Genomic DNA, 19508 nt, shown 5'->3' on the forward strand with positions numbered 1-19508 from the left:
TCAGGTCGCCGACCACACGGCCAGTTCGTAGCCGTCGGGATCGGCGAACTGGAAGCGGCGGCCGCCGGGGAAGGCGAAGATCGGCTTGGTGATGCGCCCGCCCGCGGCTTCCACGTTCGCCAGGCTCTCTTCCAGCGCCGTCGAATACAGCACGACCAGCGCACCGCCGGGCCGCGCGGTGTCGTGCGCGAAGCCGCCGGTCAGGCGCCCGTCGCGGAACTCGCAGTAATCCGGGCCGTAATCCTGGAACGTCCAGCCGAACGCCTCGCCGTAGAACGCCTTCGAGGCGGCGATGGAGGCGACGTTGAACTCGATGTAGTCGATGCGGTGGTGCTGTTCGGCGGTGCTCATGGCGGATGTCCCTGGAAGTGGCCGCCAGTCTGGCGGACGCCGCCCGCCGTGTCTTGGCGAAATCGGACAGTCAGCCCGCGACCTGCGCCACCAGCGCCGTCGGTGTCAGGCCGGTCAGGCGCCGCGCATCGCCGGCAAGCTGGGCGGCGTCGTAGTAGCCCGCCTCAAGCGCGGCGTCCAGCAGCGAGGGACGCATGCGTTGCAGGTCCAGGAAGCGCTGCAGCCTCAGGATGCGCGAGAGCCGTTTCGGCCCGTAGCCGAACGTTTCGTCGCAACGGCGCAGCAGGGTGCGCTCGGTGATGCCGAGGTCGCGGGCCAGTTGCGCGACCGAATCGGGGAACGCGTGCGACAGCCGCGCATGCACGACACGCATCGCGTCGACACGCGGCGGCCCGTCGGCGAGGATCCTGCCCGCGAGCCAGGCCATGGCATCGCCATCGTGTTCCGCCATCCGCTCGGCCAGCGTCGCAAAACCCGCCTTGGCGAGATCGCGCAGGTCCACGCGCTGGTCGGCCAGGGCGTGCAACGGAACCCCCAGCCATCGTGCGGCTGCGCCCGGCGCGAACCTCAGCCCCTGCACGCGGGCGCTGGGCGCGATGTCGGCGTACTGCGCGCGCGTATCCGGCCCCGCGATGCTCAGCCGTGCGCCATCCCAGAGCAGATCGACGCAGGCATCCGGCAGCACCAGGGCGGGCGTCGCCCGCGTGCCCTGCACGTACTCCCACCGGCACAGCAGCGACTGGCCCGGCGCGAGGTCGTGTTGTCGGTAGCGGCCGCTCATCGGGGGATCGGACTAGCGTTCGGAATGTCCGCTCTCATCGTAGTCGCGGCGCTCGAACAAGTGGGGCTGGATCAGTTCGATGAAGGCGCGCGCCTGCGGCGACAGGAACTTGCCCTTGCGCACCACCACGCCGTAGCTGCGCGACGGGAACCACTGGCTCAGCGAGCGCGCGGAAAGGCGGCCGCGATCGGCGTCGGTCAGGCAGATCGAGGCGATGATCGAGACGCCCATGCCCATGCTGACGTACTGCTTGATCACCTCCCAGCCGCCCACCTCCAGCGCGACCGTGTAGGGCACGCGGGCCTGCTGGAACACCAGGTCCACCAACCGGTAGGTGATCAGCCGTTTCGGCGGCAGGATCAGGCCGTAGGGCGAGAGGTCTTCCAGGCGCAGGTCGCGCTTCTTCGCCAGCGGATGGTCCGGGGGCGTGATCAGCATCGGATCGAAACGGTAGACCGGCGCGTAGCTGAGGTCGGCCGGCACGTCGAGCACCGAGCCCACGGCCAGATCCACGGCGTCCGAACGCAGCAGGTCGGTACCGTCGGCGGTCGCGGCGTTGTGCAGGGTGAGCCGCACGTCGGGATGCTGCTGGCGGAAGTGCTCCACGATCTTCGGCAGCAGGTACAGGATGGTGGAGCTGTTGGCCGCCACGTTCAGCTCCCCGGCCTCGAGCCCGCCGACTTTCTCGCGGAACGTCGCGTCCAGCCCGTCCAGCCCTGTCACCAGCGGCTGCGCCAGTTCGTACAGCAGCTGACCCTCGCGGCTGGGCGTCAGCCGGCGGCCACTGCGCTCGAACAGGGTCACCCCCAGCTCCCGTTCCAGCGCCTGCAACTGCAGGGTGATCGCCGGCTGGCTGACGAAAAGCGCCTCCGCCGCACGTGAAACCGAACCCAGGCGCACTGTCTGGCAGAACGCCCGCAGGGGCTTCAGCCGGTCGGATTTGTAAGGAAATCGCGGGGTTGGCGTCTGCGCGGTCACGACATTCAGGCAAGTATAAGTCCTACTTATTTAACACATTGGCAAAACTGTTTTGTCAAATAATTCGATGGGGGAGCACTGTGCGGTTCCAGCAAGACGCCAGGAGATCTCCATGTCCGCCACCGCTTTCGCCCTGCCGACGCGCGATGCGCGCGCCGACCGTCCCACCCCCGGCATAGCCCTGACCGCCGATGTGGCGGGCCAGGACGCCTTGCTGACCCCGGGCGTGCTGGCGCTGCTCGTCTCGCTGCACCGTGCGATCGAACCGGAGCGCCAAGCCCGCCTGAAGGCGCGCCGCGAGCGCCAGGCCTTCTTCGATGCCGGCGGCCTGCCCGACTTCCGCGCCGACACCCGCCCGATCCGGGAGAGGGACTGGGCGGTCGCGCCGGTGCCGGCCGCCCTGCAGGACCGTCGCGTGGAGATCACCGGCCCGGTCGACCCGAAGATGGTCATCAACGCGCTGAACTCGGGCGCGAAGGTGTTCATGGCCGACTTCGAGGATTCCACCTCGCCGACCTGGCAGAACCTGCTGACCGGCCAGCGCGCGCTGATCGGCGCCGTGCAGGGGGACCTGGAATTCACGTCAGACGCGGGCAAGCACTACGCGCTGAAGCCGCAGGACGAGCAGGCCGTGTTGCTGGTCCGCCCGCGCGGCTGGCACCTGGACGAGAAGCACGTGCTGATCGACGGCGCGCCGATCGCCGGCGGCCTGTTCGACGTGGCCGTGTTCGCCTGGCACAACGCCCGCGCACTGCAGGCCCGCGACCGCGGCCCGTACTTCTACCTGCCCAAGCTGCAGAGCATGGAAGAAGCCGCGTTGTGGGAGGCTGCGCTGTCGCACATCGAAGCGGCGCTGGGCCTGCCCCATTGCCAGATGAAGGTCACCGTGCTGATCGAGACGCTGCCGGCGGTGTTCGAGATGCACGAAATCCTGCATGCGTTGCGCGACCGCATCGTCGGCCTGAACTGCGGCCGCTGGGACTACATCTTTTCCTACCTGAAGACCTTCCGCCGCCACGCCGACAAGGTGCTGCCGGAGCGCGGCCAGGTGACGATGACGCAGCCGTTCCTGAAGGCCTACTCGGAACTGCTGATCCAGACCTGCCACCGCCGCGGCGCGCATGCGATGGGCGGCATGGCGGCGCAGATCCCGATCAGCAACGACGAGGCCGCCAACGAACAGGCCCTGGCCCGCGTGCGCGCCGACAAGCTGCGCGAAGTGACCGCCGGCCACGACGGCACGTGGGTCGCGCATCCGGCGCTGATCCCGGTGGCGAAGACGATCTTCGACGAGCACATGCCGCAGCCCAACCAGCGCAGCGTGCAGCGCGAGGATGTGGTGGTGACGCGTGACGACCTGATCCGTCCGTCGACCGGCACGATCACCCGCGCCGGTTTCGAAGGCAACGTGGAAGTCTGCGTGCGCTACCTGGCCGCCTGGCTGGACGGCAACGGCTGCGTGCCGATCCACTGGCTGATGGAAGACGCCGCCACCGCCGAGATCTCGCGCACGCAGATCTGGCAGTGGTTGCACACCGCCGACGTGCACCTGTGCGACGGCACCCAAATCGACTACGCGCTGCTGCAGCGCACGCTGGCGGCGCTGCCGGCCAAGCTGGGCGACACCACGCGCCTGCCGGGCGGCGCGCGCATCGCCGAAGCCATCGCCCTGCTCGACCAGCTGAGTCACGCCGACGAGCTGGTCGATTTCCTGACCCTGCCCGCGTACGACCGCATCGACTGACACATCGATTGATCACCCCCACCACGACGCCCCACGACGAAAGAGAGCCCGCCATGAGCACCAAGCAACAGCAGATCGACGCCATCCAGAAAGACTGGGACAGCAACCCGCGCTGGACCGGCGTGAAGCGCGACTACGCCGCCGCCGACGTCGTCCGCCTGCGCGGCAGCCTGCAGCCGGAGTACACCCTGGCCCGCCGCGGTGCCGAAAAGCTGTGGAAGCTCGTCAACGGCGAAGCGAAGAAGGGTTACGTCAACGCGTTCGGCGCGATCAGCGCCGGCCAGGCGATGCAGCAGGCCAAAGCCGGCCTGGAAGCCGTCTACTTGTCCGGCTGGCAGGTCGCCGCCGACGGCAACACGTCCGAGACGATGTACCCGGACCAGTCGCTGTACGCCTACGACTCGGTGCCGACGATGGTCCGTCGCATCAACAACACCTTCCAGCGTGCCGACGAGATCCAGTGGAAGAACATCTGCGACGGCAAGGCGAACGAGGCCGATGCCATCGACTTCTTCCTGCCGATCGTCGCCGACGGTGAGGCCGGCTTCGGCGGCGTGCTGAACGCCTACGAGCTGATGAAGAACATGATCGTCGCCGGTGCCGCGGGCGTGCACTTCGAGGACCAGCTGGCCGCGGTGAAGAAGTGCGGCCACATGGGCGGCAAGGTGCTGGTGCCCACGCAGGAAGCCGTGCAGAAGCTGCAGGCCGCGCGCCTGGCCGCCGACGTGCTGGGCGTTCCGACGATCGTGCTGGCGCGCACCGATGCCGAAGCCGCCAACCTGCTGACGTCGGATTTCGACGCCAACGATCAGCCCTTCGTCACCGGCCAGCGCACCGCGGAAGGCTTCTACCGGGTGAAGAACGGCCTGGAGCAGGCGATCAGTCGCGGTGTCGCCTACGCGCCGTACGCCGACCTGGTCTGGTGCGAGACGGGTACGCCCGACATCGGCTTCGCCCGCGAGTTCGCCCAGGCCGTGCACGCCAAGCACCCGGGCAAGCTGCTGTCGTACAACTGCTCGCCCAGCTTCAACTGGAAGAAGAACCTGGATGACGCGCAGATCGCCCGCTTCCAGGACGAGCTGTCGGCACTGGGCTACAAGTACCAGTTCATCACCCTGGCCGGCATCCACATCAACTGGTTCAACACCTTCAAGTTCGCCCACGACTACGCGCGTGGCGAGGGCATGAAGCATTACGTCGAGCAGGTGCAGGAAGCCGAATTCGCCGCGCGCGAGAAGGGCTACACCTTCGTGTCCCACCAGCAGGAAGTGGGCGCCGGTTACTTCGACGACGTCACCACCGTCATCCAGGGCGGCAGCTCCAGCGTCACCGCGCTGAAGGGGTCGACCGAGGAAGAGCAGTTCTACGAAAAGGAAAAGGCCGCCTGATCGCTGCCCGCAGGGATGCAGCAAAAGAAACGCCGGCTTTCGCCGGCGTTTCTCTTTCCAGCGTTGCGGGAAGGAAGCGCGCCTACTTCTTCACTTCCTGCGTGTGGCCCTTGAGTGCATCGGCCAGGCCCGGCACGCCGTTCGCTCCCGCGGGCACACTGATGCTCGAACCGGCGAAGTCCTTGCCGATCGGCTCGGCGCGACCGCCCAGGCACTGGGCGAGGAAGCCTTCGGTCACCGCGTTGAACGCCTTGTTGTTCTCCGGGCGGGCGAAGCCGTGGCCTTCGTCGGGGAACAGCACGTAGGTCACCGGGATGTTCTTCGCCGTCATCGCCTTGACGATCTGGTCGCTCTCGTCCTGCTTCACGCGCGGGTCGTTCGCGCCCTGGCCGATCAGCAGGGGCTTCTTGATCTGGTCGGCGCGGGTCAGCGGCGAGCGCTCGGCCAGCCACGCCTTGCCGGCGTCGGTGCGCGGATCGCCCATGCGCTTGGCCAGCTGTTCGAAGAAGCTCGCCCAGTACGGCGGCACGGTGCTCAGCAGGGTGTTGAGGTTGGACGGGCCGACGATGTCGACGCCGCAGGCGAACGCGTCCGGCGTGAAGGTCAGGCCGGCCAGCGTAGCGTAGCCGCCGTAGCTGCCGCCCATGATCGCGACCTGGTCCTGGGTGGTGACGCCCTGCTTGACCGCCCATTGCACGGCATCGATCAGGTCGTCGTGCATCTTGCCGGCCCACTCGCCGTTGCCGGCGTTGGTGAAGTCCTTGCCGAAGCCGGTGGAGCCACGGAAGTTGACCGACAGCACCGCGTAGCCGCGGTTGGCCAGCCATTGGTTATAGCCGCCGTAACCGTAGGAATCGCGCGCCCAGGGGCCGCCGTGGACCAGCAACACCAGCGGCACGGGCGCGTCGGCCTTGCCGTCGTTGTTCGCGTCGGCGCTGCGCGGCAGCGTGAGGTAGCTGACCAGCGTTTTCTTGTCGCGCGAGGCGATCTCCACCGGCCACTGCGGGACCAGCGGCTTGCCTTCCAGCTTCGGCCGCGCGGAGAACAGCTTGGTCAGCGTGCCGGCCGGGCGCTCGTAGCGGTAATAGACCAGGGGTGCTTCCGCCGCGGAGTACGCGACGATCCAGGTCTTGTCGTCGAGCGTGCGCGTGTTGACGGACACATCGCCCGGGCCGATCGCTTCCAGCTTCTCGAGGTCGGCACGGATCGACGGATCGACGACCTTCCATTCATCGCGCAGGTAGTCCACCGACACGGCCTGCACCTTGCCGGTCGCCGGATCCGCCAGGCTGCCGCCGACGTCGGCGCGCGCGTCCTCCAGCACCAGCGAGCGCTTGCCGCTGGCCACGTCCACGGCGAACAGTGCCGCGGTGTTGCGGCCGCGCGAATCGGTGAAGTACAGCGTCTTGCCGTCCAGGGTCAGGCCACCGGGGCTGGTGGTCAGGACGTCTTCGAACGGGATGTCGTCGAACTTCTCCCATGCGCCGTTGGCGCCGCGCTTCAGCACGTCGGCGCCGCCGTCGGGACGCGAACGCTGCGCGTACTTGAGGGTGTAGTCGGCATCGGCGATGTAGCCGGCGATCTTGGCGTCGTTCTTCTCCAGCAGCGTGCGCGCACCGCTGGCGAGGTCGACCTTGTAGAGGTCGTGCCACTGCGCGTCGCGGTCGTTCATGCCGACCAGGATCGTGCCGGGATGCTTCGGGCTGAGGCCGGCGACCTGGGCGGTGGTCTTCGGGAACGGCGTCAGGTCCTTCGCCTGTCCGGTCTTCAGGTCGACCGCATACAGGTGGAAGTCCTCGTCGCCGCCGCTGTCGCGGAGGTACAGCAGCGTGTCGGGGTTGTACGACCAGAAATAGCTGCGGATGCCGCGCGCCTTGTCCTGGGTGACGGCCTTGGCCTGCGCCGGATTGTCGGCCGGGGCGACCCACACGTTGAGCACGCCATCGACGGCGGCGACCCAGCTGAGGTACTTGCCATCGGGGCTGATCTGCACGTTGGCGCGTTCGGGATTGCCGAACAGTGCGTCGCGCGCGATCAGTTCGGTCCCGGCGATGCGGTCGGCGGCGGACGGTGCGGCCTGCGCGGCAAGGGCGAATGCGACGGTCGAGGCCAGCAGCGTGAGACGGAATGCGGGGTGGCGCATGGGCGGACTCCAGGATGGCGAGGAAGGGACAGCGGACGAGACGTCCGCCCGCGTGATGTGTGACCCGAGTAGACCACACCCCACCTTCCACCGCCGTGGCCGGAGGTCATGCTGCGTTGCCGCGGTCCAGTCCCCGGTAGCCCAGGGCTTCGGTCAGGTGCGCCGTGCCGATGGCATCGCTCTCCGCCAGGTCGGCGATGGTGCGCGCCACGCGCAGGATGCGGTGCAGGCTGCGCGCGGAAAGCTGCAGCCGCTCGACCGCACGCTCCAGCAGTGCCTGGTCGCGGGCCTGCAGGCGACAGTGCGCCATGGTCTCCGCCTGGCCCATGCGGGCGTTCGGTTTGCCGCAGCGGCCCAGCTGCCGCGCGCGGGCCGCGATCACGCGCGCCTGTACCGCCGCGGTGCCCTCGCCATCGGGCGCATCCGGTCGCAGGTCGTGAGGGGGCAGCCGCGGCACGTGCACATGCAGGTCGATGCGGTCCAGCAGCGGACCCGACACGCGGCTGCGATAGCGGCGGACGAGCTCCGCACCGCAACGGCAGCGCCCGCTCGGGTCGCCCGCCCAGCCGCACGGGCAGGGATTCATCGCCGCGACCAGTTGGAAACGTGCGGGAAACTCCGCGGTTCGCGCAGCGCGCGAGACGGTGACCGTGCCGGATTCCAGCGGCTCGCGCAGGACCTCGAGGGCGGCGCGATTCCATTCCGGGAGTTCGTCGAGGAACAGCACGCCATGGTGGGCCAGCGAAATCTCACCGGGTCGCGGCTGCGCACCGCCGCCGACCAGCGCTACAGCGCTGGCCGTATGGTGGGGCGCGCGATAGGGGCGTTGTCGCCAGCGCGCCGGGTCCAGCCCGCGCCCGCTGACCGAGGCGATGGCGGCCGCCTCCATCGCTTCGGTGTCGCTGGCCTCGGGCAGCAGGCCCGGCAGGCGGGAAGCCAGCAAGGTCTTGCCGCAGCCCGGCGAGCCGATCAACAGCAGGTGATGCCCGCCCGCCGCGGCGACCTCGAGTGCACGTCGCGCGTGCACCTGGCCGCGCACGTCGGCCATGTCGGGAATCGTCGGGGGCAGGGCGGGCGGCGCCACGGCGGCAGGCAGGGCTTTGCGCCCTTCGAGCAGGGCGCAGACCTCCAGCAGCGTGCGCGCGGTGAGCGCTTTGCCCTGTTGGGCGAGCGCGGCTTCGGCGCCGCTCGGTTCCGGCACGACCAGGGTGCGGCCGCTGGCGGCGACGGCCAGCGCCGCCGGCAACACGCCATCCACCGCGCGCAATTCGCCGGTGAGGCTGAGCTCGCCCAGGAATTCGTACTCGGCCAGGGCCTCGCGCCGGATCTGCCCGCTGGCGGCGAGGATGCCCAGCGCGATGGGCAGATCGAACCGGCCGCCATCCTTGGGCAGGTCGGCGGGTGCGAGGTTGACGGTGATGCGGCGCGCCGGGAACTCGAACTGCGCGCAGAGGATGGCGGCGCGCACGCGGTCGCGCGCCTCGCGCACCGCGGCTTCCGGCAGGCCGACGATCTGGGTGGACGGCAGGCCGCCGGACAGGTGCACTTCCACCCGTACCGGAGGCGCGGATACGCCCGCCCGTGCCCGGCTGTGCACCAGGGCCAGACTCATGGCGGCGGGCTCAGGACTGGGCGGGCTTGTCGGCCAGCTGGGCTTCCAGCGTGGCGACGGTGCGTTCCAGGGTTTCCAGCTTCTCGCGGGTGCGCAGCAGCACGGCCTGTTGCACGTCGAATTCCTCGCGCGTCACCAGGTCCAGCTTGGCCAGGCCGGCCTGCAGGGCCGACTTGAAGGTCTGCTGCAGCTCTTCCTGCGAATCACGCAGGCCAGGCGGCACCAGTTGGCTGAGGCGGCGGGCGAGGTCGTCGATGTGGTTGAGGTCGATCATGGCGGGTCTCCGGCTGAGCACCGAGCTTGCGAGGGCCGCAGGCGGGAGGCCATCGGCGTTCGCAGCGTGATGTTGTCGGAATTGTCCGAGCGGCGAGACCCACATTGAACCGCGAGACGGCCCCGTGTCGCAACCGCGCGGGGGCGCGTCGCGTTATCCTGCGTGCAGCACCGACGGGAGGAAGCTGCATGAAAATGGTCATGGCCATCATCAAGCCGTTCAAGCTGGACGATGTGCGCGAAGCGCTGGCCGAAGCCGGCATCGCCGGCATCACGGTCACGGAGGTGAAGGGCTTCGGGCGGCAGAAGGGCCATACCGAGCTCTATCGCGGCGCCGAATACGTCGTCGACTTCCTGCCCAAGGTCAAGTTGGAAGTCGCCGTCACCGACGATCAGGCCGAGCAGGTGGTCGAGGCCATCGTGAAGGCCGCCGGCACCGGCAAGATCGGCGACGGCAAGGTGTTCGTCTACGACCTGGAGCGCGTCGTGCGGATCCGTACCGGCGAGCTCGATGCCGACGCGTTGTAAGTGCCCATGAGCGATGCCGCATTCGATAGCCGGCTTCAGCGCGCGCTCGCGCTGATCGAGTCCAAGGGTGTCCGACGCAGTACGGCGGCGCCGCCGATGTACCGGCTTTTCTGGAAGATGGGCCTGAAGGTGCCTCCGCCGCTGATGGCGGGCTTCTTCTCGGTCGCCCTGCTGATGGGGGGATTCTTCGGTCTGTTCTGGGGCCTGGTGATGTGGGCGCTGATGTGGACGCGCACCGGCATGCCGGCGTCCGCCGCGGTGCTCACCTCGCTGCTGGCGGGCGTACTGTTCGGCCTGCTCATGGCCGCCGTGCTGCGCGCGCAGGCCCGGCACAAGGGCATCCCGGTCTGGAAGGACATCTCGCCCTGAGTGCGGCGCGCCTTCGTGCGCGGGAGTACGGGCGTCGGAAAGCAGAAACAAGAAAGCCCCGCGAGCGCGGGGCTTTCCGTGTCAGGCACCGATGGGCTTATTCGCCCAGCGCCTTCGCCACGAACGGCGGCGCCACCAGCACGCCCGTGTGCAGGTGGGCGGTGTAATACAGGGTGTCGAAGGGCTTGGTCGACGCATCCGCCTGGCGGAACGCGAAGTCCGCGCCGGCCTGCTTGCTGGCGACCGTCACGCTCCACCAGCCGGTGGGATAGCACGGCTGCGGGAACGGCAGCGTCTTGAACGACTGGAAGCCGGCCTTGCCCATCTCCGCGCGCATGTCCTTGATCAGGTCCAGCAGCGCGAGCGGCGATTCGGACTGCTGCACCAGCAGGCCGTCCGGCTTCAGCGCGCGGAAGCAGCTCTCGAAGAACGCCTTGTTGAACAGGCCTTCGGCCGGACCCACCGGATCGGTCGAGTCGACGATCACGACATCCACGCTGCCCGGTTCGCAGTTCGCCATGTACGCCACGCCGTCGTCGAACAGCAGCTCGGCGCGCGGATCGTTGTTCGATTCGCACAGTTCGGGGAAATACTTCTCCGCCATGCGCGTGACCTGCTCGTCGATGTCGCACTGCGTGGCCTTCTCCACGCCCGGGTGCTTCAGCACCTCGCGCAGCGTGCCGCAGTCGCCACCGCCGATGATCACCACGCGCTTCGGCGCGGCGTGGGTGAACAGCACCGGATGGCTGATCATCTCGTGGTAGAAGAAGTTGTCGCGCGTGGTCAGCATCATCGCGCCGTCGATCACCATCAGCTTGCCCCAATCGGTGCTGTCGTAGATCTCGATCTTCTGGAACGGCGACTGCACCTCGTCCAGCTTGCCGGTGGTACGGAAGCCGATGGCCGAGCCGGTGTGCTCGAAGTGTTCGATGAACCAGGTGTCGTTGGCGGTCATGGGGCTGTCCTGCGTGAAGGGAATGGCAACGGCGACAGGGGCCTGCCGCTGAGGGGCCGCATTGTAACGGACCCATGTGACCGCAGCCTGTAGAATGCGCGTCCGCTCGCCTCCCCTGGAAAACCGCCATGACCTGGTCCACCGACCACGCCCGCAAGACCTACTCCGTGCCGCACTGGGCCGAAGGGTATTTCGACGTGGACGCCGCCGGCCGCATCGTGGTCTCGCCGAAGGGCACGCAGGGGCCGCTGATCCCGCTCCCCGAGGTGGTCGACGCCGCGCGTGCGCAGGGCGCGCAACTGCCGCTGCTGGTCCGCTTCCCCGACATCCTCGGCGACCGCCTCGGCAAGCTGCAGGCCGCGTTCGCGCAGGCGCAGGCCGACTGGGACTACAAGGGTGGCTACACGGCGGTGTATCCGATCAAGGTCAACCAGCACCGCGGCGTCGCCGGCACGCTGGCGTCGCATGCCGGCGAGGGCTTCGGCCTGGAGGCCGGCAGCAAGCCCGAGCTGATGGCCGTGCTGGCGCTGTCGCGCCCGGGCGGGCTGATCGTCTGCAACGGCTACAAGGACCGCGAATACATCCGCCTGGCGCTGATCGGCCGCAAGCTGGGCCTGCAGACCTTCATCGTCATCGAGAAGCCGTCCGAGCTGGCGCTGGTCATCGAAGAGTCCCGCAAGCTGGGCGTGAAGCCCGGCCTGGGCGTGCGCATGCGCCTGGCCACGCTGGGCGCCGGCAAATGGCAGAACAGTGGCGGTGACAAGGCCAAGTTCGGCCTGTCGCCGCGCCAGGTGCTCGACCTGTGGAAGCAGCTGCGCGAGGCCGGCCTGCAGGACACGCTCGGTCTGCTGCATTTCCACATGGGCTCGCAGATCAGCAACGTGCGCGACATCGCCAACGGCATGCGCGAGGCGACCCGCTATTTCGTCGAACTGTCGAAGCTCGGCGCGACCATCAGCCACGTCGACGTCGGCGGCGGCCTGGGCATCGACTACGAAGGCACGCGTTCGCGCAGCTACTGCTCGATCAACTACGGCATCGGCCAGTACGCCAGCAACATCGTGCAACCGCTGGCCGAAGCCTGTGAGCAGAACGGCCTGGTGCCGCCGCGCATCGTCACCGAGTGCGGTCGCGCGATGACCGCGCACCACGCCGTGCTGGTGGTCAACGTGTCGGAAGTCGAGCAGGCGCCGGAAGGCCGCGTGCCGCCTGCGCACGACGACGAACCGGCGGTGATCCGCCACCTGCGCGAGATCCACGGCGAACTCGACACGCGCCCGGCGGTGGAACTCTTCCATGAAGCGCAGCACCACCACAGCGAAGGCCTGTCGCTGTACGCGCTGGGCCAGATCGACCTGGTCCACCGCGCACGCATCGACGACCTGTTCTACGCCATCGCGCACGCCGTGCGTGCGCGCCTGAGCAGCGACGAGCGCAGCCATCGCGACCTGCTGGATGAGCTCAACGAGCGCCTGGTCGACAAGTACTTCGTCAACTTCAGCGTGTTCGAATCCATCCCCGACGTGTGGGCGATCGACCAGGTGTTCCCGATCGTGCCGATCGAGCGCCTGGACGAGGTGCCGGCGCGGCGCGGCATCATCGCGGACATGACCTGCGACTCCGATGGCATGGTCAAGACCTACGTCGAGAACGAGGGTCTGGACTCCTCGCTTCCGCTGCATGCGATGAAGCCCGGCGAGAGCTATCGCCTGGGCATCTTCCTGGTCGGCGCCTACCAGGAGATCCTCGGCGACATCCACAACCTGTTCGGCGACACCGATGCGGTGGAAGTCAGCGCCGATGCCGGCACCGGCTACCTGCTCACGCAGCAGCGCCGCGGCGACACCACCGACGTGATGCTCGATTACGTGGGCTACAAGCTGGACGACCTGCGCGCGGCGTACCGTACCCGTGTGGAAGAAGCGCAGCTGCCCGCCGAGGAATCCGCCGCGCTGTCCGAGGCGCTGGAAGCCGGCCTTACCGGCTATACCTACCTGTCGGACGAACCGCTGGGCTGACGGCGCGTGCCCCGGGACCTCGTAGAGTCGAGCTTGCTCGACTCGCGCGGCGTCGGCATCACGAGAACCGGACGGAATGCAGCGGAGCAAGCTCCGCTCTAGGCATCGCGCGCGACCTGGAAGCCCGCGAACGACTGCGTCACCGGCATGATCTCCAGCCGGTTGATGTTGAGGTGCGGCGGCAGCGTGGCGACGTAGAAGATCTGCTCGGCGATGTCCTCGGCCGTCATCGGCTGCGCGCCGGTGTAGAGCTTGTCGGACGCAGCCTGGTCGCCGTGCGTGCGCACCAGGGTGAACTCGGTCTCCGCCATGCCGGGCTCGATGTCGGTCACGCGTACGCCGGTGCCGTGCAGATCGCTGCGCAGGCCGAGCGAGAACTGGCGGACGAAGGCTTTGGTGCCGCCATAGGTGTTACCGCCCGGATACGGGTAGCTGCCGGCGATCGAACCGATGTTGATGACCGCGCCCTTGCGTTCCACCAACTGCGGCAGCAACCGCCGGGTGACGGTGACCAGCGCCAGCACGTTGGTTTCGATCATCGTGCGCCAATCGTCCAGCGAAGCCTGCTGTGCGGGTGCGGTGCCCAACGCCAGCCCCGCGTTGTTGACGAGGAGGTCGATGCCGCGAAAGGTCTCCGGCAGCGCGTCGAGGGCGGCATCGAGGGCGGCTTCGTCGCGTACGTCGAAGGCGGCGGCATGGACGTGGTCCGTGCCGAGTTCGTCGACCAGCGCCTGCAGGCGGTCGGCGCGGCGTCCCGTGGCGATGACGCGCCAGCCGGCGGCCACGAAGCGGCGGACGGCAGCGGCACCGAAGCCTGACGTGGCGCCGGTGATGAGGGCGGTGCGGGTCATGGGCGATCCTGCAGGAAGGGGAGAGGGTGGCTCAGGCGGTCGCGCGCAGCGCGCGGTGCGCCTGCCAGCGGGCACCGAGGTGGGTGCCCAACGCTGCCGCGGCCAGCGACAGCACGGCGCTGGCGACATTGGTGCGGAAAACGGCGAAGAGCGGGTGCCCGCCATCGGCCGTCGCCAGCGCGATGTTCGCCAGCAGCACGAACGTGGCGATCCATAGCGCGAAGGTCAGGCCGAGCGCGACCACCAGAAAGCGCCGCCCGGCGATGGCCCCGCCGAGCGTCATGCAGGCGGCGGTGACCAGATAACTGATCGGGGCGAGGTAGCCCAGCGGCGTGGGCACGACCTGCTGCCAGGCCGCGGGCAGCCACCACGCGATGATCCAGGACGCGGCCAGCAGCGCCACGAGTACCGTCACCGTGGCCAGCGCCATGCGCTGCCAGGGGCGAAGCGGGCTCACTGCGCCTTCACCGCCATCGCCGGCAGGCCGCCGCTGGCGAGCTTCTGCTTGGCTTCGGCCAGTTCGCTCGCGGTGCCGTACGGGCCCATGCGCACGCGGTACACCGTCTTGCCGTTGATCTGCGCCGATTCGACGCGCGCGCTCAGGCCAAGCATGGCGATCTTCGCCTTCGTCGCCTCGGCATCGCCGGACGCGCCGAACGCACCGGCCTGCAGGATGTAGCGGGCACCGGTGTCCGCGCTCGCCACGGTCGCGGCCGGCTTGGGCGCCGGCGCGGCATCGGTAGCGCGCGGGGCGTCCGCCGTGGCGCGCGGCGCCGGTGTTTCGTCGATCGGTGCCGGTTGCGCGGCGTCATTGCTGGCCGAGGTCGGCACGGTGGCCGGCGACTGGCCATTCAAGGCCGCACGCGCCTTGCGGGCCTCTTCCTCGCGCGCGCTGGCGGCGAGTTCGGCGTCCGACATCTGCACTTCCTTGCCAGGCAGCAGGGTGTAGAAGTCGTACTGCGTCTCCTTGCCGGCATCGCCTGCCGCAGGCGATGCGGCGGTGTCGGCGACCGGTGCGTCGGGCACCACGGCTTCCACGTCCGCGCTGTCGATCGGCGCGGGCTGCGCATCCGGATTGGGCTGCGGCCGGAAGAAACCATCGCCGTCCTTCTTGCCCAGGCCGGGGACGATGAAATACACCGCCAGGCCGATGAGCAGGCCCAGGACCAGCCACACCCAGGCGGGTGTCGCGTGACCGGAATTGCGCGTGGCCTGGTTCTTGCCGCGTCTTGCTGCCATGTACTGCTTCTCCGCTTACATCTTTTCGGGCGCGCTCACGCCCAACAGGTCCAGTCCGTTGGCCAGCGCCTGGCGCACCGCCAGGGCCAGGGCCAGCCGCGCATCGCGCGCCGCGGCCTCGTCCACCAGCACCGGCGTGCCGGCGTACCACGTGTGGAAAGCATAGGCCAACTCGCGCAGGTATTGCGCCACGACGTGCGGCTCCAGCGACTCGCCGGCGGCTTCCACCACTTCCGGGTACCGCGACAGTTCCACCATCAGCTGCAGCGACGTGTCGTCGCCCAGAAGCGCCAGGTTCGCCAAGCCGTTGGCCGCATCGTAGGCGTAACCCTTCTCGCCGGCCTGGCGCAGCAGGCTGCACACGCGGGCGTGTGCGTACTGCACGTAGAACACCGGGTTGTCGTTGCTCTGCTGGCGGGCCAGATCGATGTCGAACGTCAGCTGCGAATCCGGCTTGCGCGCGATCAGGAACCAGCGCGTCGCGTCGGCGCTGGTTTCCTCGATCAGGTCGCGCAGGGTGAAGTAGCTGCCGGCGCGCTTGGACAGCTTCACTTCCTCGCCGCCGCGCATCACCGTGACCATCTGGTGCAGCACGTACTCCGGATAACCCTGCGGTATGCCTTCGCCCAGCGCCTGCAGGCCGGCCTTCACGCGGGCCAGCGAGCCGTGATGGTCGGCGCCCAGTTCGGTGATCGCGCGCTCGTAGCCGCGCTGCCACTTCGACAGGTGGTAGGCCACGTCCGGCACGAAGTAGGTGTAGCTGCCGTCGGACTTGCGCATCACGCGGTCCTTGTCGTCGCCGAAGTCGGTCGACTTCAGCCACAGCGCGCCACCCTCTTCGTACGTGTGGCCGGAGGCGACCAGCTTGCGCACGGTCTCCTCGACCTTCTGGTCGGCGTACAGCGAGCTCTCCAGGAAGTAGCGGTCGAACGAGACGCCGAAGGCGGCCAGGTCCAGGTTCTGCTCGCGGCGCAGGTAGGCCACCGCGAAGCGGCGGATGGCGTCGAGATCCTGCGGATCCTTTTCGCCGGTGACGACGTGGCCTTCCACCTCGACCGAGTCGCCGGCGAGGTACGCCTGCGCCACGTCGGCGATGTAGTCGCCGCGATAGCCGTCTTCCGGCCAGCCCTCGCCATCCGGCGCCAGACCGTGCGCGCGCGCCTGGGTGGACTTGGCCAGGTTGTCGATCTGCACGCCGGCGTCGTTGTAGTAGAACTCGCGCTGGGCGTTCCAGCCATTGGCCGCAAGCACGCGGGCGATGCAGTCGCCGATCGCGCCGGCGCGGCCGTGGCCGACGTGCAGCGGGCCGGTCGGGTTGGCCGATACGTATTCCACGCCGACCGTGCGGCCCTGGCCGCTTTCGTTGCGGCCGTATGCGGCGCCCTGCGCCAGCGCCGTGGCCACTTCGCGCTGGTAGGCGCCGGGGCTGAGGTGGAAATTGATGAAGCCGGGGCCGGCGATGTCGACCTTCGCGACCTCGTCGTTGGCGGGCAGCGCATCGACGAGCGCGGTGGCGATCGCGCGCGGATTGCTGCGCGCCGCCTTGGCCAGCAGCATGGCCGCATTGGTGGCGAAGTCGCCGTGTTCGCGGGTCTTGGGGCGCTCGACCACGAAATCGGGCGTGGCGGCATCGGCCGGCAGGGTGCCGGCGGAGCGCAGGGCGTCGATGCCCTGGGCGATCAAGGCGCGGAGGGAAGCTTTCACGGAAGGCCGTCGTGTTGCGTGGGAACCGCCTATTCTAGGTTTTCCCGGCGTAGACGTGGGCTGCGGCTGGTTCAGCTGGGCCCTCGCCGGGCCACGCTACCTCACACCCAACCGCGTGCTGCCATCGACTGGGGCGGCCCGTCGCCGACGATGAAGTGATCCAGCAGGCGGACGTCCACCAGGGCCAGCGCCTGCTTCAGGCGCTGGGTCACCGCCCGGTCGGCGGCGGAGGGCTCGGCGCACCCCGACGGGTGGTTGTGCCCGACGATCAGGGCGGAGGCGTTGAACGCGAGCGCACGACGGGCGACCTCGCGTGGGTGGACCTCTGCGCTGTCCACGGAACCGTGGAAGAGCTCTTCGAAAGCCAGGACCCGATGGCGGGTGTCGAGGAACAGGGCCGCGAAGACCTCGTGGCGCCGCCCGCGGAGCCGCTGGGCGAAGTAGCGCCCGGCCGCAGACGGATCGCCGATGGCCTCCCCGCGTTCCAGCGTGGCCAGCAGCAGGCGGTTCGCCAGTTCCAGCGCGGCGGCGAGGGCGCAGGCCCGCGCGGGGCCCACGGCGGGCAGCGCGAGAAGGTCTGCCGCGGGGCGCTCCAGCAGGGTACGGAGCGGACCATGGGCCGTGAGCAGTTCGCGGGCGGTCGCCACCGCGTCGCGGCCGCGCAGTCCGGAACCGAGGAACAGCGCGAGCAGTTCCGCATCGCTGAGCGCGCTGGCGCCCCGGCTCAGCAGCTTCTCGCGGGGACGCTCGTCGGGTGGCCAGTCTCGGATCTGCATGGCGGCAGCATCGCCTGCGCGCACGACCGGGATGCATCGGGCATCACGGGGTGTTCGGTTAAGCTAATCGCCTGAATCGACGTAGGAATGGGCCGACGTGAGCGGAGCGGACAAGACACCGGGTCTGGCGGGGCAACGCCTGTTGTTGTGCGTGGGGGGCGGCATCGCCGCCTACAAGGCGCTGGAACTGGTGCGCCGACTGCGCGAGGCGGGTGCCGAGGTGCAGGTCGCGATGACGGCCGGCGCCCAGCAGTTCGTCACGCCGCTCAGCTTCCAGGCTCTGTCGGGCCATGTCACCCGCACCACCCTGTGGGACAGCGCAGCGGAGCAGGCGATGGGCCACATCGAACTGGCCCGCTGGGCGGACCGCGTCATCGTCGCCCCCGCCACCGCCGACCTTATGGCGCGGCTGGCGCATGGCCTGGCCGATGACCTGGTCACCACGCTGTGCCTGGCGACCACCGCGCCGCTCACGCTGGCGCCGGCGATGAACCACCGCATGTGGCAGCACCCGGCCACCCAGGCCAATCTCGCCACGTTGCGGGAGCGGGGCGTGCAGGTCGTGGGCCCGAACGACGGCCCGCTGGCCGAAGGCGAATCCGGTCCCGGTCGGCTCGCGGAACCCGAAGAGATCGTGGCGGCGCTGGCAGGGGCGCCAGGCGCCGTGGCGGCCGGTCCGCAGGATCTGGCCGGGCTGGCCGTCGTGGTCAGCGCTGGCCCGACCTACGAAGACCTGGACCCGGTGCGCTATCTGGGCAACCGCAGCAGCGGCAAGATGGGCTTCGCGGTGGCCGCCAGCGCCGCCCAGCGCGGCGCGCGCGTCACCCTGGTCGCAGGTCCCGTGCACCTGCCCACGCCTGCGGGCGTGACCCGCGTCGACGTTCGTTCGGCGGCGCAGATGCATGACGCGGTGTTCGCCGCGCTGCCCGCGGACATCTACATCGGGGCCGCGGCCGTGGCCGACTACACGCCGCGCGAGCCGGCGGCCAACAAGATCAAGAAGTCCAGCGAATCGCTGGCGCTGGACCTGGTGCGCACGCCCGACATCCTCGCCCAGGTCGCCGCCCAGACGCAGGCGCTGAAACTGGTGGTCGGTTTCGCCGCCGAGACCAACAACGTGGCGGAGTACGCCCGCAAGAAGCTGGAAGCCAAGCGGCTGGACATGATCGTGGCCAACCGCGTGGGCATCGCCGATGGCGGCTTCGAGAGCGACCAGAACGCGATGACCGCGTACTGGAAGGACGGCGAACGCAGCTTCGCGACCGCCCCGAAGACCCGCCTGGCCGACGAACTGATCGATCTGATCGTGGAGCGATTGAACGCATGAGCGCACCCCGCGCGGTGGAAGTGAAACTGCTGGATCCCCGTTTCGGCGACGAGTGGCCGCTGCCGGCCTATGCCACCGAAGCCAGTGCGGGCATGGACCTGCGCGCCGCGCTGGACGCGCCGCTGGTGCTGGAGCCCGGCGATGCCGCCCTGGTACCGAGCGGGATCGCCCTGCACCTGGGCGACCCCCACCTGTGCGCCGTAGTGCTGCCGCGCTCCGGCCTGGGCCATCGCCACGGGATCGTGCTCGGCAACGGCACCGGCCTGATCGACGCCGACTACCAGGGCCCCCTGCTGATCAGCGTATGGAACCGGGGCCACGAAGCCTTCACCATCCAGCCCGGCGACCGCATCGCCCAGGTCATGGTGCTGCCGGTCGTGCGCGTGGCGCTCCAGGTGGTGGATACTTTCGCCGACAGCGCACGGGGGACGGGTGGCTTCGGCCACACCGGCGTGCGATGACAGGGGATAA

At 69.1% G+C, this 19508-nt stretch carries 19 protein-coding genes; 7 read left to right on the forward strand and 12 right to left on the reverse strand.

The window, feature by feature from the left end; all coding sequences use genetic code 11:
- The 3 genes from BLT45_RS02670 to BLT45_RS02680 all read right to left on the reverse strand — a co-directional run bounded on the left by BLT45_RS02670 (position 1) and on the right by BLT45_RS02680 (position 2110).
- Positions 1 to 351, reverse strand: a complete 351-nt coding sequence (locus BLT45_RS02670) for a VOC family protein (protein ID WP_093294800.1) — start codon at positions 349 to 351, stop codon at positions 1 to 3.
- A gap of 70 nt (positions 352 to 421) precedes the next feature.
- A complete protein-coding gene (locus BLT45_RS02675) occupies positions 422 to 1132 on the reverse strand; it encodes a helix-turn-helix domain-containing protein (RefSeq protein ID WP_093294802.1) in 711 nt (236 codons plus the stop codon).
- Positions 1133 to 1144: 12 nt separating this feature from the next.
- Positions 1145 to 2110 (reverse strand): LysR family transcriptional regulator, encoded by a 966-nt coding sequence (locus BLT45_RS02680; RefSeq protein ID WP_093294805.1) that lies wholly within the window; start codon positions 2108 to 2110, stop codon positions 1145 to 1147.
- 112 nt (positions 2111 to 2222) lie between these two features.
- Here BLT45_RS02680 and aceB point away from each other — a divergent pair, with 112 nt between their 5' ends.
- Both aceB and aceA read left to right on the forward strand, forming a co-directional pair.
- Positions 2223 to 3854, forward strand: a complete 1632-nt coding sequence (gene aceB, locus BLT45_RS02685; RefSeq protein WP_093294807.1) for a malate synthase A — start codon at positions 2223 to 2225, stop codon at positions 3852 to 3854.
- Between the two features lie 53 nt (positions 3855 to 3907).
- Positions 3908 to 5242: an isocitrate lyase gene (gene aceA / locus BLT45_RS02690; RefSeq protein ID WP_093294809.1), complete on the forward strand. Its 1335-nt coding sequence runs from the start codon at positions 3908 to 3910 to the stop codon at positions 5240 to 5242.
- An 82-nt stretch (positions 5243 to 5324) separates the two neighbouring features.
- Here aceA and BLT45_RS02695 read toward each other — a convergent pair whose 3' ends face one another.
- The 3 genes from BLT45_RS02695 to BLT45_RS02705 all read right to left on the reverse strand — a co-directional run bounded on the left by BLT45_RS02695 (position 5325) and on the right by BLT45_RS02705 (position 9271).
- Positions 5325 to 7385 carry an alpha/beta hydrolase family protein gene (locus BLT45_RS02695; RefSeq protein ID WP_093294812.1) on the reverse strand — a complete coding sequence of 687 codons (2061 nt, stop codon included), beginning with the start codon at positions 7383 to 7385 and terminating at the stop codon, positions 5325 to 5327.
- 106 nt (positions 7386 to 7491) lie between these two features.
- The gene (locus BLT45_RS02700) at positions 7492 to 8997 is read right to left on the reverse strand and encodes a YifB family Mg chelatase-like AAA ATPase (protein ID WP_093294815.1); all 1506 of its coding nucleotides are present in this window, start codon (positions 8995 to 8997) and stop codon (positions 7492 to 7494) included.
- 10 nt (positions 8998 to 9007) lie between these two features.
- Positions 9008 to 9271 (reverse strand): ubiquinone biosynthesis accessory factor UbiK, encoded by a 264-nt coding sequence (locus tag BLT45_RS02705; RefSeq protein ID WP_093294818.1) that lies wholly within the window; start codon positions 9269 to 9271, stop codon positions 9008 to 9010.
- Between the two features lie 188 nt (positions 9272 to 9459).
- On the opposite strand from BLT45_RS02705, the gene BLT45_RS02710 reads away from it, so the two are divergent.
- Together BLT45_RS02710 and BLT45_RS02715 are read left to right on the forward strand one after the other, a co-directional pair.
- Positions 9460 to 9798, forward strand: coding sequence for a P-II family nitrogen regulator (locus BLT45_RS02710; protein ID WP_093294821.1), 339 nt, complete (start codon positions 9460 to 9462; stop codon positions 9796 to 9798).
- A gap of 6 nt (positions 9799 to 9804) precedes the next feature.
- Complete coding sequence (locus tag BLT45_RS02715; protein WP_093294824.1) at positions 9805 to 10167, forward strand: DUF6404 family protein; 363 nt, start codon at positions 9805 to 9807, stop codon at positions 10165 to 10167.
- 97 nt (positions 10168 to 10264) lie between these two features.
- On the opposite strand, the gene speE is transcribed toward BLT45_RS02715, so the two are convergent.
- Positions 10265 to 11122 carry a polyamine aminopropyltransferase gene (gene speE, locus BLT45_RS02720; RefSeq protein WP_093294827.1) on the reverse strand — a complete coding sequence of 286 codons (858 nt, stop codon included), beginning with the start codon at positions 11120 to 11122 and terminating at the stop codon, positions 10265 to 10267.
- Between the two features lie 128 nt (positions 11123 to 11250).
- Here speE and speA point away from each other — a divergent pair, with 128 nt between their 5' ends.
- A complete protein-coding gene (gene speA, locus BLT45_RS02725; protein ID WP_093294830.1) occupies positions 11251 to 13140 on the forward strand; it encodes an arginine decarboxylase in 1890 nt (629 codons plus the stop codon).
- Positions 13141 to 13238: 98 nt separating this feature from the next.
- Here the strand turns inward: speA and BLT45_RS02730 are convergent, their stop codons facing one another.
- The 5 genes from BLT45_RS02730 to radC form a co-directional block, all read right to left on the reverse strand.
- Complete coding sequence (locus tag BLT45_RS02730; protein WP_093294832.1) at positions 13239 to 13991, reverse strand: SDR family NAD(P)-dependent oxidoreductase; 753 nt, start codon at positions 13989 to 13991, stop codon at positions 13239 to 13241.
- Positions 13992 to 14022: 31 nt separating this feature from the next.
- Positions 14023 to 14448: a hypothetical protein gene (locus BLT45_RS02735; protein ID WP_139187895.1), complete on the reverse strand. Its 426-nt coding sequence runs from the start codon at positions 14446 to 14448 to the stop codon at positions 14023 to 14025.
- Positions 14445 to 15230 carry an SPOR domain-containing protein gene (locus BLT45_RS02740; RefSeq protein WP_093294838.1) on the reverse strand — a complete coding sequence of 262 codons (786 nt, stop codon included), beginning with the start codon at positions 15228 to 15230 and terminating at the stop codon, positions 14445 to 14447. The genes BLT45_RS02735 and BLT45_RS02740 overlap by 4 nt, the downstream gene beginning before the upstream one ends.
- 15 nt (positions 15231 to 15245) lie before the next feature.
- Positions 15246 to 16934, reverse strand: a complete 1689-nt coding sequence (argS, locus tag BLT45_RS02745) for an arginine--tRNA ligase (protein WP_093294841.1) — start codon at positions 16932 to 16934, stop codon at positions 15246 to 15248.
- 101 nt (positions 16935 to 17035) lie between these two features.
- Positions 17036 to 17710 (reverse strand): RadC family protein, encoded by a 675-nt coding sequence (gene radC / locus BLT45_RS02750; RefSeq protein ID WP_093294844.1) that lies wholly within the window; start codon positions 17708 to 17710, stop codon positions 17036 to 17038.
- A 97-nt stretch (positions 17711 to 17807) separates the two neighbouring features.
- Between radC and coaBC the strand changes: the two genes are divergently transcribed.
- Together coaBC and dut are read left to right on the forward strand one after the other, a co-directional pair.
- Entirely contained in the window at positions 17808 to 19037 is a 1230-nt protein-coding gene (gene coaBC / locus BLT45_RS02755) for a bifunctional phosphopantothenoylcysteine decarboxylase/phosphopantothenate--cysteine ligase CoaBC (protein WP_093294850.1), read from the forward strand.
- On the forward strand, positions 19034 to 19498 hold the full coding sequence (dut, locus tag BLT45_RS02760) for a dUTP diphosphatase (RefSeq protein WP_093294852.1): 465 nt from the start codon (positions 19034 to 19036) through the stop codon (positions 19496 to 19498). The genes coaBC and dut overlap by 4 nt, the downstream gene beginning before the upstream one ends.
- Positions 19499 to 19508: the final 10 nt, after the last annotated feature.

It is taken from the genome of Pseudoxanthomonas sp. CF385 (assembly GCF_900104255.1).
Classification (GTDB): domain Bacteria; phylum Pseudomonadota; class Gammaproteobacteria; order Xanthomonadales; family Xanthomonadaceae; genus Pseudoxanthomonas_A.

Bases quoted from the DNA above. Each gene is read 5' to 3' on its own strand.
- BLT45_RS02670 (WP_093294800.1), bottom strand. From the start codon at position 351: ATGAGCACCGCCGAACAGCACCACCGCATCGACTACATCGAGTTCAAC.
- BLT45_RS02675 (WP_093294802.1), bottom strand. From the start codon at position 1,132: ATGAGCGGCCGCTACCGACAACACGACCTCGCGCCGGGCCAGTCGCTG.
- aceB (WP_093294807.1), top strand. From the start codon at position 2,223: ATGTCCGCCACCGCTTTCGCCCTGCCGACGCGCGATGCGCGCGCCGAC.
- aceA (WP_093294809.1), top strand. From the start codon at position 3,908: ATGAGCACCAAGCAACAGCAGATCGACGCCATCCAGAAAGACTGGGAC.
- BLT45_RS02695 (WP_093294812.1), bottom strand. From the start codon at position 7,385: ATGCGCCACCCCGCATTCCGTCTCACGCTGCTGGCCTCGACCGTCGCA.
- BLT45_RS02700 (WP_093294815.1), bottom strand. From the start codon at position 8,997: ATGAGTCTGGCCCTGGTGCACAGCCGGGCACGGGCGGGCGTATCCGCG.
- BLT45_RS02705 (WP_093294818.1), bottom strand. From the start codon at position 9,271: ATGATCGACCTCAACCACATCGACGACCTCGCCCGCCGCCTCAGCCAA.
- BLT45_RS02710 (WP_093294821.1), top strand. From the start codon at position 9,460: ATGAAAATGGTCATGGCCATCATCAAGCCGTTCAAGCTGGACGATGTG.
- BLT45_RS02715 (WP_093294824.1), top strand. From the start codon at position 9,805: ATGAGCGATGCCGCATTCGATAGCCGGCTTCAGCGCGCGCTCGCGCTG.
- speE (WP_093294827.1), bottom strand. From the start codon at position 11,122: ATGACCGCCAACGACACCTGGTTCATCGAACACTTCGAGCACACCGGC.
- speA (WP_093294830.1), top strand. From the start codon at position 11,251: ATGACCTGGTCCACCGACCACGCCCGCAAGACCTACTCCGTGCCGCAC.
- BLT45_RS02730 (WP_093294832.1), bottom strand. From the start codon at position 13,991: ATGACCCGCACCGCCCTCATCACCGGCGCCACGTCAGGCTTCGGTGCC.
- BLT45_RS02740 (WP_093294838.1), bottom strand. From the start codon at position 15,230: ATGGCAGCAAGACGCGGCAAGAACCAGGCCACGCGCAATTCCGGTCAC.
- radC (WP_093294844.1), bottom strand. From the start codon at position 17,710: ATGCAGATCCGAGACTGGCCACCCGACGAGCGTCCCCGCGAGAAGCTG.
- dut (WP_093294852.1), top strand. From the start codon at position 19,034: ATGAGCGCACCCCGCGCGGTGGAAGTGAAACTGCTGGATCCCCGTTTC.